Here is a 13,706-nt window from a genome sequence, read left to right on the forward strand (position 1 = left end):
TAAGTATAGGACAAGATCGCCGCGTAAAGCGGCTCCCACAGAGATTTTATATTGCTGGTAGGAGCGGGTTCACCCCGCGATCATTGCAACAATCTCGCCGCATAAAGCGGCTCCCACAAAGGTTTTATATCGTTGGTAGGAGCGGGTTCACCCCGCGATCTTTTAACCTAACCTCAATGCGATAAACTCAGCGAGTTTATCTACGGCGTGGGCGGATTCTTGGGTGTTTTTGACAAGGCTGATACCGATTTGACCGAGTTCGGGTAATATTTGGGTTTGGGTCTGATAAGGCAGCTCTGCTGGCACGGTGCTTTTGGCTAGCACAGTGATCCCGAGTCCCTCTTTTAAAGCGGCGGTAAGGCCAGTTAAGTCGGCGTTGCTATATACGATACGGTATTGTAATCCAGCTTGCTGCAGCGCCTCGATAGCGCGGCGGCGATAAATACAGCCCTCCGGGGCGGTGACTAAAGTGACAACCGAATGCTGCGCAAGCGATAAATCGCCAACCCAGACCAGTTGGTCTTGCATAAACACCGGGTACTTGGATGAGCTAAGCTCTTCATTAAGCGCTAGCACCAAATCAAACTGGTCTTGCCTTACTACAGAAAGTAAGTGTTTACTCAATCTTGATTTAACTTCCAGCGCCACATCAGGATATAAAGAAACGAAATCGCCAATAATCGAGGGTAAGATCCTCGCTGCAAATTCGCTGGGAATGCCCAAACGCACTCGGCCTGTCACACTCTCAGAGGTAAATTGCTGAATAATTGCATCGTTCTGCTGCAGCATTTGTTTGACAGCTCTTAAGCAGTTGACACTGAATATATTGCAATCTTGAAGGCTAAAAGTTAAGTATTCTAAGGAGTGAAATATGTTATGTATGAAGACATAGTATCTTTAAGGGGTATCAGTTACGGTTGTCAGGTGGCTAATAAATATTCATGAGTATGAGGTTGCTCTGAGCGAAAAGTACCGTGTAGCAACAGAACTAGTAGATAAAGTTAATGTTAAGTTTGGCTTGATGTAGCTCCGTTAGTTTGAGTATCAAAATGTTAATACTCAGGGTCGACTAATGGCAAAATTTTCGTCTTGTTATCGATAGGGTGTTAACGGTTCAAAATATATTACTTGGTCAAGATAATTCGTATTATTAACATGTTATAGAGTAATTATAGAATGGTTATTTTTGCTCGCTTGGATTTGGAATCTTATTTTTAAGTTATAACTGTTTGTTTTTCCGTGTTTTATTTTTAAATGTGGTTATCATTTTTAAAGTTGTAGTATTGTACAGAGAGACTTTGCTGCTATAACTTTATTTTAATAAATGGTAGATAAAAGGTAATGATATGAAAGAATTAAACACAAACGAAATTCAAGAAGTAAATGGTGCTATTTGGGCTAATGTTGTAGGCGCTGTAGTTGGAGCTATAGGTGGAGGGTTAGCAGCGATAACAGCTAAAGGAAATCAAGCGACTGGATCTGATATACTTGGAGGTGCTGTTGCCGGAGGAGTGGCGGGAGCGGTAAGTCCAGTTAGCTCAGTTGGGCGAGCAGTTGCCACTATAGGTGGAGCTGCTGCTGGTGGGGGAGCAGCTGGTGATTTGGGTCGCCACTCTGATCGTTGGATGTTCCAGACATTCAGTAGAGCTTATTGATTAATAAGAGGTTGGGGTAATTAGCAAGCACTTTTTAGTTGTGCCTCGCCCAACGCTCAGTTTAATTTAGGGTGTATTAAACTATAGGTGTCTGGTGTTTTTAGCCATACACCTTTTTAAAGGTAGGTATTTATGATGAGTGAAGTAACTTTTATAATTGTCAAATTGATGTTTTTAGCTGTAATTCTTTTTGGCTTTAAAAAGCTATATAAATGCAGCCTTTTCGGGCCTTGGCCTTTTCCAGATGACTTCTATGGGAATTTCAAAATTTTCTTAATTATCTTCTGCAGTTTGGTACTTGCTACAATCAGTACTCATGCTGTTGAATTTCTTTATGAGCTTGCCTGAGATTGTGATCAACCTAACCTCAATGCAATAAACTCTGCGAGTTTATCTACGGCGTGGGCGGATTCTTGGGTGTTTTTGACAAGGCTGATACCGATTTGACCGAGTTCGGGTAATATTTGGGTTTGGGTCTGATAAGGCAGCTCTGCTGGCACGGTGCTTTTGGCTAGCACAGTGATCCCGAGTCCCTCTTTTAAAGCGGCGGTAAGGCCAGTTAAGTCGGCGTTGCTATATACGATACGGTATTGTAATCCAGCTTGCTGCAGCGCCTCGATAGCGCGGCGGCGATAAATACAGCCCTCCGGGGCGGTGACTAAAGTGACAACCGAATGCTGCGCAAGCGATAAATCGCCAACCCAGACCAGTTGGTCTTGCATAAACACCGGGTACTTGGATGAGCTAAGCTCTTCATTAAGCGCTAGCACCAAATCAAACTGGTCTTGCCTTACTACAGAAAGTAAGTGTTTACTCAATCTTGATTTAACTTCCAGCGCCACATCAGGATATAAAGAAACGAAATCGCCAATAATCGAGGGTAAGATCCTCGCTGCAAATTCGCTGGGAATGCCCAAACGCACTCGGCCTGTCACACTCTCAGAGGTAAATTGTTGAATAATTGCATCGTTCTGCTGCAACATTTGTTTGGCTAGGGGCAAAAGTAGCTCACCATATTGATTCAATACCTGTCTTTGACCCTGCTTTTTAAACAGCTTGCAACCTAGCATGTCTTCTAAGCGTTTGATTTGCAAGCTAACAGCAGGCTGAGATAAGCCAAGCAACTCACCCGCCTTGGCAAAGCCACCGACATCAACCACAGTGACCAGCGTTCTTAATCCATCAATTGATAAGTTTTTCATATAAGGAAATGCAATTTATAAAACCCAAGTACATTAATATTATTTATCAATTGATAAGTAAATACAATTTGTTGTTGAGTTTGCGCATCCTTATACTTTTGCTCATCGAAATTTCACTAAGGTAGTGCCATGAGCGTCACGCCAATTATCTTTGCAAAGCACCGTCAGGGCAGTGTTCCGGCGCAAAACCATTACATGCCAACTGATGCTGTTGTTGTACTTGATTTCAGCGGCTTTGAGACCACGCCTTTCTTAAGCCAAATTCTTGCACTTAACTTGAATAAGTTAATGGCACCTGGCTTGGGTTTTCAAGGCAAACTAGACAGTGGCGAAAATTTCGCCGTGTACTATTTTAGTGAAACGGCTTACCGTTTTGTTGCAAGTGAAAGTGCAGCCGCTGAGCTGGTAACACTGATTGATAGCCATGCTGACGAGTTTGATATTGAACTGGTTCGCCGTCATGATTTAGTTGCCGCCACCATAAGCGGTGAGCTTGCGTTTGAGCGTTTAGTCAGTGACTTTACGTTAACGCCAGGCCTTAGGATCTCAGATAAAAATGCCTGCTATGGCAAGCAAAGCGGTGAAGTATTTATTACGACCTTGCTGGTGGACGAACAGCAACAGTATCAGTTGATTGCGCAAGCTGCTGTGTTAGATAAGTGGCAAACGACGCTCACTGACGCTGGTTTTAAACTCGTTTCATAAATTCCGTGCAGTTATCGTAAGCGCGATAACAATAACCCCCTCAGCGCCAACCGATGGCGGCTGAGTAAAAAAGTGAAGGATAAGTATGACTTCTAAAACAGTACTACACGCGAAGCACCTAGAAGCTGGCGCGAAAATGGTAGACTTCCACGGTTGGGAAATGCCAATCAATTATGGCTCACAAATTGAGGAGCACCACGCGGTGCGTACTGACGCGGGCATGTTTGACGTTTCACACATGACGATTGTTGATATCGAAGGTGTAGACGCAAAAGCATTTTTACAAAAGCTTGTTGCAAACGATGTAGCTAAGCTTACTGTGGCTGGTAAGGCGCTATACACAGGCATGCTAAACGAGCAGGGCGGTGTAATTGATGACCTTATCATTTACTTCTTCACTGAAACGCAATATCGCCTAGTAGTTAACTCTGCAACACGCGAAAAAGACCTTGCACATATCGGTGCGGTAGCAGCAGATTTTGAAGTGACAGTTACTGAGCGTCCTGAGTACGCGATGATTGCGGTACAAGGTCCAAACGCAAAAGCAAAAACAGCAACTATCCTAGATGAACAACAACAAGCGGCTGTTGAAGGCATGAAGCCATTCTTTGGTGTGCAAGCTGGCGACCTATTTATCGCAACAACGGGCTACACTGGTGAAGAGGGTTATGAGATCGTAGTACACAACGATGGTGCGGCGGACTTATGGCAAAAATTATTAGACGCAGGTGTGCGTCCAGCTGGCCTAGGTGCACGTGATACGCTACGTTTAGAAGCGGGCATGAACCTTTACGGCTCAGACATGGACGAGACGGTGTCTCCACTTGCAGCGAACATGGCATGGACAATTGCATGGGAGCCAGAGGGGCGTGACTTTATCGGTCGTGCAGCTATCACTAAACAACGTGCTGAGCAAAGCACTGATAAGCTGGTAGGTTTAGTCCTAGAAAGCAAAGGCGTATTACGTGGTGGTTCTAAAGTTATCGTAGAAGGTGGCGAAGGTGTTATTACTTCTGGTACATTCTCACCAACTTTAGGCTTCAGTGTAGCGCTTGCGCGTGTACCTCGTTCAATTGGCGAGACTGCACAAGTTGAAATGCGTAAGAAGCTAGTTGATGTTAAAGTAGTTAAGCCAAGCTTCGTTCGTAACGGCAAGTCAATTATCTAGTTTTTATAGATACTAAATAGAATAACATTGATGTCGCTCACGGGGTGACATCGCAACCGACCAAAGGAACAAAAAAATGAGCAACATTCCTAGCGAGTTAAAGTACGCTACTTCACACGAGTGGGTTCGCGCTGAAGGCAATGGCGAGTACACAGTAGGTATCACTGAGCACGCACAAGAACTTCTAGGCGACATGGTATTCGTTGAATTACCAGAAGTAGACGATGAAGTTGACGCGGGTGAAGACTGCGCAGTTGCTGAGTCTGTAAAAGCAGCATCAGACATCTACGCACCAATCGGCGGTACTATCATTGCGGTAAACGAAGACCTAGAAGATGCGCCTGAAACTGTAAACAACGATGCTTACGGCGACGGTTGGTTGTTCCGTATTAAAGCGTCTGATGAGTCTGAGCTAGATAACCTACTAGACGCTGAAGGCTACGCAAATTCAATCGACGAAGACTAATTTGTTGATAGTAATAAAAGCCCCTTTTTAGGGGCTTTTATTGTTGCTTTTTGGGCAAGGGTGCTTGCTCAAGGTATGACGAGATCATGCCAACGTTTTTAGAATACTGCCGTTACCAAGGTATCTCATTTAGATAAAAACAGTATTCACCTTTTTCATTTGGATCATAGGAACCTGGACTAATGTCAAACGCCAAATCTCTTGAACAGTTAGAGCAAAAGCAAGATTTTATCCGCCGCCATATCGGGCCAAGCCCAGCACAGGTGAGCGAGATGCTAAGCGCTCTTGGAGTATCTAGTGTTGAAGAGCTGATCGGTCAAACTGTACCTGCTTCAATTCGTTTAGAAGAGGGCTTACAGATCGGTGAAAGCCGCACAGAAGTGGAAACCCTAAGTTACCTGAAGTCAGTAGCAAGCAAAAACAAGGTTTTCAAATCTTATATCGGTCAAGGCTACCACCCAACTCACGTACCTAATGTTATTTTACGTAACGTACTTGAGAATCCGGGTTGGTACACGGCTTACACCCCTTATCAGCCAGAGATTGCGCAAGGTCGCTTGGAATCACTACTTAACTTCCAAACGCTGACTATGGACATTACCGGCCTAGACTTAGCCAGTGCATCACTACTTGACGAATCCACCGCAGCGGCAGAAGCAATGGCGCTTGCAAAACGTGTATCTAAAGCGAAAAAAGCAAACATCTTCTTTATTGCCGACGACGTACACGTACAAACTATCGACGTAGTATCTACGCGTGCTGAGCAGTTTGGCTTTGAAGTAGTAGTAGGCCCTGCTAGCGACGCTGCTAACCACGAGATTTTTGGTGCGTTATTCCAGTATCCTTCAACATCAGGTGAAGTGGTTGACGTTACTGACCTAATCGCACAAGTACAAGACAAAAAAGCGATTGCCTGTGTTGCCGCAGACATCATGAGTTTAATGCTACTTAAAGCACCAGGTAAACTAGGCGCAGACGTAGTGCTTGGTTCTGCACAGCGTTTTGGTGTACCTATGGGTTACGGCGGTCCACACGCGGCATTCTTTGCCACGCGTGATGCTTACAAGCGTTCACTACCAGGCCGTATTATTGGTGTGTCTAAAGACCGTTTAGGTAACGACGCGCTACGTATGGCGATGCAAACACGTGAACAGCATATCCGCCGTGAAAAAGCGAACTCAAACATCTGTACTGCACAGGTGTTACTTGCGAACATGGCTGCGTTTTACGCGGTTTACCATGGTCCTCAAGGTCTTAAGATCATCGCTGAGCGTATTAATCGTCTTGCAAGCATTCTTGCAACGGGTCTTAAAGCAAAAGGCGTGGCACTTAAGCACGATACGTGGTTTGACACTATTACTGTTAAAGCGGACGACGCTGACAAGCAAGCGGTTGTGGCGCGTGCCGTAGCAAAAGGCGTGAACTTTGCCCTTAACCACAACGGCGAATACTCAATTGCAGTAAACGAAACCACAACGCGTGCGGACGTAGCTGAGCTATTTGACATCATTTTAGGCGACGACCACGGCCTAAATGTAGATGCGCTAGACGCACAAGTATCAGGCGAGAACATCACAGGTATTCCTGCAAGCCTAGTGCGCGACGACGAAATTTTAACGCATGCTAACTTCAACAGCTATCACAGCGAAACTGAGATGCTGCGTTATATCAAGCGTCTTGAAAACAAAGATTTAGCACTAAACCACTCAATGATCTCATTGGGCTCGTGTACCATGAAGCTAAACGCAACCGCTGAAATGATCCCAGTGACTTGGCCTGAGTTTGCAGAGCTACACCCGTTCTGCCCAATCGATCAAGCACAAGGTTACAAGATCATGATGACTGAGCTGCATGACTGGCTTGTGAACATCACAGGTTACGACGCAGTATCACTACAGCCAAACTCAGGTGCACAAGGTGAATACGCAGGTCTTATCGCGATCCGTAAGTACCATGAGTCTCGCGGTGAAGGCCACCGTAACATCTGTTTGATCCCCAGTTCAGCGCACGGCACAAACCCAGCGTCTGCACAAATGGCAAGCATGAAAGTGGTTGTGGTTGACTGTGATAAAAACGGTAACATCGATATGGAAGACCTACGCGCGAAAGCCGCAGACGTAGCTGAAAACCTATCGTGCATCATGGTCACTTACCCGTCTACACACGGTGTGTACGAAGAATCTATCCGTGAAGTATGCGACATCGTGCACCAGCACGGCGGCCAAGTATACATGGACGGCGCAAACATGAACGCGCAGGTTGGGGTAACTAGCCCAGGTTCAATCGGCTCTGACGTATCACATTTAAACTTACACAAAACATTCTGTATTCCACACGGTGGCGGTGGCCCAGGTGTTGGTCCTATCGGTGTTAAATCGCATCTAGCGCCATTTATGCCTAACCACAGCGTGATCAACGTAGAAGGCACAAACGTAGGTAACGGCGCGGTTTCTGCGGCACCTTACGGCTCTGCTGCAATTCTACCTATCTCGTGGGCATACATCGCGATGATGGGCAGCGAAGGCCTCAAACAAGCAACAGAAATGGCAATCGTGAACGCTAACTACCTAACGGCTAAGTTGAGCGAGCACTTCCCAATTCTATACCGTGGCCGTAACGACCGTGTTGCCCACGAATGTATTGTTGACCTTCGCCCACTGAAAGAAGCCACAGGTATTACTGAAATGGACGTTGCAAAGCGTCTACAAGACTACGGCTTCCACTCACCAACTATGTCGTTCCCAGTAGCGGGCACACTTATGGTTGAGCCAACGGAATCTGAGTCTAAGGTAGAAATCGACCGCTTTATCGAAGCCATGGTTTCTATCAAAGGTGAAATCGACAAGATTGCATCAGGCGAATGGTCTATCGAAGACAACCCATTAGTATTTGCACCACACACGCAAGCAGACGTACTAAGCAACGACTGGAACCGTGCATATGATCGCCTCGCAGCTGCATTCCCAGTACCAAGCGTAGCAAAAGACAAATTCTGGCCAACAGTAACCCGTATCGACGACGTATACGGCGACCGTAACCTAATTTGTTCTTGCCCAGCGGTTGATACTTACCGCGATGCGTAAGGGTTTGTAAATCGCGCTTTAGCGCGACTTAGCAAATATTGAAAAGCCGCCCTTTGTAAAAAAGGGCGGTTTTTTTGTGGGTGTGAATATGGTGAAGACTCATGTTTGACTCTTTTCTTGGTTTGTTGGAGCGGCTTCACGCCGCGATCTCTTATAACGACGCATAACTGCGACTTCACACCAAATCTCTGCGTAGGTCGCGATTTATGGCGACAAATAATATACCACTCTGGTTTTGCCTTGCCGGCGAAGCGATATCAGGTAAAGTTGAAGGCTGGATTCAAAAACAAGTCGCAACATAAAGTCGCTGCTACAAATTGTTCGTAGTCGCTGGCAAGCTCCTGAAGATCGCGGCGTGAAGCCGCTCCTACTCGGTTTGGCTCAACGCGATGTAGAATTGCTTAATACTTTAGTTGCAGGCCTTGTAGTGTGCATTTACCGCCTTAATGGACGGTAATAGGGAGATCGTTTACTACTAACGATTGGCCATTTTGCTGAGCTCGAAGAAAACTGGATACCAAAACGTCGTTGGATAGGGTGCTGATGTCGTTAACGGTTTCGACCATGCAAAACGTAATAGACTCCCAACCTAAATCTTTAATAAAGGCCTCAAGTTTATTGATGTTATCTTCATAGTTTTCGTCTGTGGTTAGCAGGCCGATGGAGTGTTTGTTACCGGGTTTGTATTTCCCTTGCTGAGTGATGGCGCATTTAGCGTAACCGCTCAACACATAAACTGTATTTGTGCTTTTGTTCATATTGGTGACATGCTTAAGTTTAATTCTGATTTTGATTTCAGATGCATTTTTTAAACCAAGCTTATAAATATTGCTCTGCTGTTTGCTTATATATTGAAAGTATTGAGAAAAATCATTGGTGATTTATCTTAGGTGTTGATCCTATAAAAGGCGTCAATTTTTTGTGAGATGGAATGATAGGGATTGCGCTTGAATTGTGTTTGTATCTAAAGCTACGCTGAAAACGAAGGGAGCTGAGGCATTATTTTTCGCCATAAATGGCGACCTACGGGGGGCGTAAGGTTGCACTGCGAAATGCTGGCTTTACTTTCTTTGTTTTGACAAGTTGCCTTAAACTATCTCGTTAACCTTGTTGCTGGTACGATGAGTTGTTACTCTCGAGTTCAATAAACAAAATTAAAGGCAACATCATGCAGGAATTTTTAGAAAAGTTTGCAATCACCACTAAAGTGAATGTGGTGTGGGGAGAAATGGATGCGTTGGGGCATGTGAATAACGTGTCGTATTTTCGCTATTTTGAAACCGCGCGAATCGATTTTTTGACTCAAACGGGCTTACTTTCTGTATTATCAGAACCTACCCATAGTCCGGTTTTACGTGATACGTACGCGCAATATAAACGACCAGTTACGTTTCCAGATACCTTGCATATTGGTTCATATATCACTGATATCAAAGAAGATCGCTTTACCATGCGCTATGAAGCGTTTAGCGAATCGCAACAAGCAGTATGCACAACGGGGTATGCGAATGTGGTGATGTTTAATATGAAAACAGGGAAAAAATCGCCAATTCCAGAGAGCATGTTGGCCATTTTGAAGCAATACGAGATGGACGATAGTCAATAGAAGTGCGGAGTTTAGGTGTTGCGTTGCTGTTTTAAAGTTGTCGCGGCGTAAAGCCGCTGCTACGGTAGTAGGAGTTTTCGTTATGATCTTGATATCAAAAGGTGAATTAAGTTATCTATGCCAACATTAACGGCGAGGCAGAATATCAAAGCGATAGTGACTGCTATCCAAGCTGAAGAGCGAACGCTTCGAACGCGTTATCCTATTTTAAATCAGCAAAACGGTATTGCTATGGTGATTTTGCTGTTGTCGTTAAGTGCGCTAATTGGCGTTGCCTCGCTTTACTATTTTGCCGTTATTCCTGCATGGCTGTGTATTATCTTGGCGGCTTTTATTACCTCTATTTCTCATGAACTTGAGCACGATTTGATCCATAAACAGTATTTTAGTGACCGCCCATTTGTATATCATTTTATGATGTTGACGGTGTGGCTTATGCGGCCAAATACGGTGAACCCTTGGTATCGCAGGCAAATTCATTTACATCACCATAAAGTTTCTGGTACTGAACAAGACTTAGAGGAGCGCTTGGTGGGTAATGGTATCCAATCTCCTTGGTTGCGAGCTGTGGTGGTTACAGATGGATTGCTAGGTTTATTATTGAATGCCAAGCGGTTTAGTCGAGAAATCAAGGGTTTTAAGTTTTTGCAGGTCTTTAATGCTGGTTTTCCGCTTGCCACGGCTTATTTTGCGACTTTATATGGTGTGATTGCTTACTACGTGCTGCAGTTTATACAACTATTTGAATTACCTAAATGGGGAGCAGATTTACTAGCGGTTGCTGAGTTCTTAATGGTGGTGCTGATTGTGCCTAATATGATCCGCTCAGCATCTTTAAACCTCGTCACATCTTCAATGCATTATTATGGCGGCGTGAGTAATGTGTTAGAGCAGACCCATGTGATTACCAGTCGCTGGTTTTTACCGTTTCAGTTATTTTGTTTTGATTTTGGCCGTACGCACACGATCCATCACTTTGTTCCTAATCAACCGTTTTATATTCGGCAATTGATAAGTAAAAAAGTACGCCCAGTTATGGCTCAGCACGGAGTACGTTTTGATGACTTACAAAGCCTAAAAAATGCAAATCACTACCCGGTCAAAGAGCGGGTTAGTCAAAAATAAAAAGATGCTTACAGCAAAAACTTATCCAATTGTTAGGCGGTTATTGATATCACGGCTGGTGAGTATCTGACTAACATCAAATCCCGTTGAGCGTTTTGCCATACGGTCGTATAACAACACGTTGACTGTCGCGGCTAAGTTCATGCAGCCTGTGGTTGGTACATACACCACGGCATCAGCGGCATCCACGATTTCTTGTGGCAGGCTGCCATCTTCAGGACCAAAAATGTATAACGCGTTGTCGGGGTGAGCAAACTGTGGCAGTGGGGTTGCGCCCTCTACCAGCTCAACGCAGACAAGTGCACGGCCTGCTACTTTTAAACTGATGAAATCATCAACTTGTTTGATGGGAATGTTGTCGGCAACGTTTTTTGTATCCGTATGATATTTTGCAGCCCTTGCGTAACGATTGCCGCTAAAGTAGATGGCTTGCGCATCATAACAACCTGCGGCCCGTAATACGCCACCCACATTGGTTGGTGATTTAGGGTTTACTAATCCGATTGCTACAAATGACTCGCTCATACTTTTTAATTCTCACTATACCGGCAGTAGCGCCACCAAAAATTCGACGAGCGATTGTATCATGCGCGTGATTTTGTGCCAGTTGGTATTGTTGGGGGAGAGCAGGTGATGTTGTCGAGCTAAAGCTCGACCTACAGAAGTTGGGCTTAGTAGTCTTCTAACTCATCGTCAGATAAATCGTTTGATTTTCTATAGCCTGGCTTTGCTAAAATCTCAACATAAAAGGAAGTGAGGTTTTCAGTTTGCGTTTTATCAATCAACTTGTTTAGTTGTGATAGGTGCACCGGCTCGGCTTCAGCTTCTGTGTTACCAAACTTACAATCAAAATCCCAATAATCAGCGCCCGCGGGTAAAGTTTTGTTGCGCTCGCGCTTTAGGTATTTTTTAAGCTCATGCTTAACCGCGTCAACGCGTCTTTCAAGTTTGATTTTAGGGTGAATTAGTTCAAATGTCTTTTTCATAGTTGCCTTCAAGCAAGAAATACTCAATCGGCAAAACAGTATGCCTGAGTAGATAATGTGTATTGATTTAAGCGTAAAGCTTACGCGCGAATAAATACAGGAATGTAATAGGATATTTTACGTTATATTTTGTGAACTGGCGAGGGACTTTGTGAATGCCGAAGAGAATAAAAGCTGAGTTGGTTGCGCGAGTTCGCTACCAACTCATATTGCTAATGTACCATTGATAATGACGGATTAATTCGCTTTTGGTTGCGTTTGAGTTGTGGGGGCTGCTGCCAATTTACGCTCCAAACGTTCTAATTTTTCTGCCAGTGCGGTTTGTGTCATCTCTATTTGGGTAAGGCTTGCGCCGATCTCTATCTGTTTAGAGTCTCTGCTTTGCGCTTGAGACTTTAACTGATCAACATCGCCATTAATGGCTGCAATTTGATTTTTTAGCATACTAGCGGCTTGCTGTTGTTCTTCTAATAGCGATAGTTTTAGAGCAAGCTCTGTTTGACTCTGCGATAGTGTTTCTACTTTGGTAGTCGTACTGGTCTGGTTTTTAGCGTTATTACTTGCTTGCTCTTCGAGCTTTTTGATGTCTGATTGGTTTCTTCGCCACGCTGACGCCCATAGTTTATCCATCTGTGACCAAAGCTCGTCTGTGCGCTCGGTTAGTGTGTTCAATTTTGCTTGCATTGCACCCGCGGACAAGTCCATCTCTTCATCTGTGGCGGTGAGGGTATGTTCAAGCTCGGCAATGCGATTTGTTGACTCGAGTAATTGTGCCTGGGTTGTTAAGTTTTGTTGGTAGAGCGCAAACGCCGCAGCAGCCAACGCAATAATCGAGATTGCACCCAACCAATTCATCATCCCCATACCTTTGGCGGGCTGGCTTGTTTGTTTGGTACTTTCTTTTGGTGCTGAGGTTTTACGGCTCGCTTGGGTGGTGGAGTTTTTATAGGCTTCAACCTGATCTAAATCTGGCGTAATACTGGGAAGCTCAGGTTCAATTCTCTTATCCAACGTACTTTCCTCTTTTTTGAGATTTATAAGGAGCTTTAGCAGCTTACTTGAAAATAACGCAATATGGAATTTGCAATCGATAAGAACCTTTGGAGCTGGAGGATTGCAGTCAATAAGCTGAAAAAATCCAATCCAATCCAATCCAAATGCAAAAGCATTTTTTGCTTTAAAGCAAGAACTCATTCCCAATCATCGTTTTAGCAATCAATTGTGGCGTCAACACTATGGCGAATGAGAGCTGTTAATATCGACTAGCCGAATAGCGTTCAGTTGTCCGGCTAGATTTTATCGGCAGTTTTAATCCTCGGGACCAAGCAAAGTAAAGGTTAAATGTTTACGCATATCTTTTAAAATCACCCCTTTTTTCAGCATGGCAGCGCTTAAACGCTTTTGCCATTTAAGGAGATCTGGCTTTGCGGCTTCTAATGCTTGTTCATTCTCAAATTGGAAAAAGAGTATTAATGAGCCGGGGAACAAGTGATATTCCACATCAAACCAACATTGCGCCATGCCGGGAATTTCTGCACGAGCTTGTTCTTCGAGTTTGTCTGCAATGGTCAGTACCAAGGCTTGTTGTTTTTCTTGTACTTTTGAGAGCTTTTTCATAATGCTATGGATGTAAGAGGCCAAAAGCCTAATTATACTCAAGCTTGTGGGCTATCAACAACTTTGTCGATGATTGCACGCTCAAAGCGAATT

Annotated in this window: 13 protein-coding genes and 1 pseudogene; 7 read left to right on the forward strand and 7 right to left on the reverse strand. The window is 44.4% G+C overall.

Translation table 11 applies throughout. From position 1 onward, the window contains the following. Window positions 1–162: 162 nt before the first annotated feature. Window positions 163–795: pseudogene (locus tag L3V43_RS14350) on the reverse strand (LysR substrate-binding domain-containing protein); the annotation flags it as partial. Window positions 796–1,346: 551 nt separating this feature from the next. Here L3V43_RS14350 and L3V43_RS14355 point away from each other — a divergent pair. Then, entirely contained in the window at window positions 1,347–1,655 is a 309-nt protein-coding gene (locus L3V43_RS14355; protein ID WP_237116797.1) for a hypothetical protein, read from the forward strand. 356 nt (window positions 1,656–2,011) lie between these two features. Here L3V43_RS14355 and L3V43_RS14360 read toward each other — a convergent pair whose 3' ends face one another. Then, window positions 2,012–2,857 carry a LysR family transcriptional regulator gene (locus L3V43_RS14360; RefSeq protein ID WP_010370532.1) on the reverse strand — a complete coding sequence of 282 codons (846 nt, stop codon included), beginning with the start codon at window positions 2,855–2,857 and terminating at the stop codon, window positions 2,012–2,014. 129 nt (window positions 2,858–2,986) lie between these two features. On the opposite strand from L3V43_RS14360, the gene L3V43_RS14365 reads away from it, so the two are divergent. The 4 genes from L3V43_RS14365 (at window position 2,987) to gcvP (ending at window position 8,279) form a co-directional block, all read left to right on the forward strand. Beyond that, complete coding sequence (locus L3V43_RS14365; RefSeq protein WP_237116799.1) at window positions 2,987–3,562, forward strand: hypothetical protein; 576 nt, start codon at window positions 2,987–2,989, stop codon at window positions 3,560–3,562. Between the two features lie 85 nt (window positions 3,563–3,647). Next, window positions 3,648–4,730, forward strand: a complete 1,083-nt coding sequence (gcvT, locus tag L3V43_RS14370) for a glycine cleavage system aminomethyltransferase GcvT (protein ID WP_237116800.1) — start codon at window positions 3,648–3,650, stop codon at window positions 4,728–4,730. A gap of 76 nt (window positions 4,731–4,806) precedes the next feature. Further along, entirely contained in the window at window positions 4,807–5,196 is a 390-nt protein-coding gene (gene gcvH / locus L3V43_RS14375; RefSeq protein ID WP_095727220.1) for a glycine cleavage system protein GcvH, read from the forward strand. 182 nt (window positions 5,197–5,378) lie between these two features. Further along, window positions 5,379–8,279, forward strand: a complete 2,901-nt coding sequence (gene gcvP / locus L3V43_RS14380; protein WP_237116801.1) for an aminomethyl-transferring glycine dehydrogenase — start codon at window positions 5,379–5,381, stop codon at window positions 8,277–8,279. Window positions 8,280–8,722: 443 nt separating this feature from the next. Here the strand turns inward: gcvP and L3V43_RS14385 are convergent, their stop codons facing one another. Beyond that, a complete protein-coding gene (locus L3V43_RS14385; protein ID WP_010607301.1) occupies window positions 8,723–9,037 on the reverse strand; it encodes a hypothetical protein in 315 nt (104 codons plus the stop codon). Between the two features lie 410 nt (window positions 9,038–9,447). Here L3V43_RS14385 and L3V43_RS14390 point away from each other — a divergent pair, with 410 nt between their 5' ends. Further along, entirely contained in the window at window positions 9,448–9,885 is a 438-nt protein-coding gene (locus L3V43_RS14390; RefSeq protein WP_095727389.1) for a thioesterase family protein, read from the forward strand. A gap of 117 nt (window positions 9,886–10,002) precedes the next feature. Next, window positions 10,003–11,010, forward strand: coding sequence for a fatty acid desaturase (locus L3V43_RS14395; protein WP_237116802.1), 1,008 nt, complete (start codon window positions 10,003–10,005; stop codon window positions 11,008–11,010). Between the two features lie 21 nt (window positions 11,011–11,031). Here the strand turns inward: L3V43_RS14395 and L3V43_RS14400 are convergent, their stop codons facing one another. From L3V43_RS14400 to L3V43_RS14415, 4 genes are all read right to left on the reverse strand, one after another. Beyond that, entirely contained in the window at window positions 11,032–11,535 is a 504-nt protein-coding gene (locus tag L3V43_RS14400; protein WP_237116803.1) for an RNA methyltransferase, read from the reverse strand. 146 nt (window positions 11,536–11,681) lie between these two features. Beyond that, window positions 11,682–11,996 (reverse strand): DUF6172 family protein, encoded by a 315-nt coding sequence (locus tag L3V43_RS14405; RefSeq protein ID WP_010370561.1) that lies wholly within the window; start codon window positions 11,994–11,996, stop codon window positions 11,682–11,684. Between the two features lie 237 nt (window positions 11,997–12,233). Then, on the reverse strand, window positions 12,234–13,007 hold the full coding sequence (locus L3V43_RS14410) for a hypothetical protein (RefSeq protein ID WP_237116804.1): 774 nt from the start codon (window positions 13,005–13,007) through the stop codon (window positions 12,234–12,236). Between the two features lie 297 nt (window positions 13,008–13,304). Beyond that, window positions 13,305–13,613 carry a hypothetical protein gene (locus L3V43_RS14415; RefSeq protein ID WP_010607296.1) on the reverse strand — a complete coding sequence of 103 codons (309 nt, stop codon included), beginning with the start codon at window positions 13,611–13,613 and terminating at the stop codon, window positions 13,305–13,307. Between the last annotated feature and the right edge of the window lie 93 nt (window positions 13,614–13,706).

Origin of the sequence: Pseudoalteromonas sp. L23 (assembly GCF_021728455.1) — a bacterium.
Classification (GTDB): Bacteria; Pseudomonadota; Gammaproteobacteria; order Enterobacterales; family Alteromonadaceae; genus Pseudoalteromonas.

What these genes read in the sequence shown, in the direction of transcription:
- L3V43_RS14355 (WP_237116797.1), top strand. Translation starts at nt 1,347, where the DNA reads ATGAAAGAATTAAACACAAACGAAATTCAAGAAGTAAATGGTGCTATT.
- L3V43_RS14360 (WP_010370532.1), bottom strand. Translation starts at nt 2,857, where the DNA reads ATGAAAAACTTATCAATTGATGGATTAAGAACGCTGGTCACTGTGGTT.
- L3V43_RS14365 (WP_237116799.1), top strand. Translation starts at nt 2,987, where the DNA reads ATGAGCGTCACGCCAATTATCTTTGCAAAGCACCGTCAGGGCAGTGTT.
- gcvT (WP_237116800.1), top strand. Translation starts at nt 3,648, where the DNA reads ATGACTTCTAAAACAGTACTACACGCGAAGCACCTAGAAGCTGGCGCG.
- gcvH (WP_095727220.1), top strand. Translation starts at nt 4,807, where the DNA reads ATGAGCAACATTCCTAGCGAGTTAAAGTACGCTACTTCACACGAGTGG.
- gcvP (WP_237116801.1), top strand. Translation starts at nt 5,379, where the DNA reads ATGTCAAACGCCAAATCTCTTGAACAGTTAGAGCAAAAGCAAGATTTT.
- L3V43_RS14385 (WP_010607301.1), bottom strand. Translation starts at nt 9,037, where the DNA reads ATGAACAAAAGCACAAATACAGTTTATGTGTTGAGCGGTTACGCTAAA.
- L3V43_RS14390 (WP_095727389.1), top strand. Translation starts at nt 9,448, where the DNA reads ATGCAGGAATTTTTAGAAAAGTTTGCAATCACCACTAAAGTGAATGTG.
- L3V43_RS14395 (WP_237116802.1), top strand. Translation starts at nt 10,003, where the DNA reads ATGCCAACATTAACGGCGAGGCAGAATATCAAAGCGATAGTGACTGCT.
- L3V43_RS14400 (WP_237116803.1), bottom strand. Translation starts at nt 11,535, where the DNA reads ATGAGCGAGTCATTTGTAGCAATCGGATTAGTAAACCCTAAATCACCA.
- L3V43_RS14405 (WP_010370561.1), bottom strand. Translation starts at nt 11,996, where the DNA reads ATGAAAAAGACATTTGAACTAATTCACCCTAAAATCAAACTTGAAAGA.
- L3V43_RS14415 (WP_010607296.1), bottom strand. Translation starts at nt 13,613, where the DNA reads ATGAAAAAGCTCTCAAAAGTACAAGAAAAACAACAAGCCTTGGTACTG.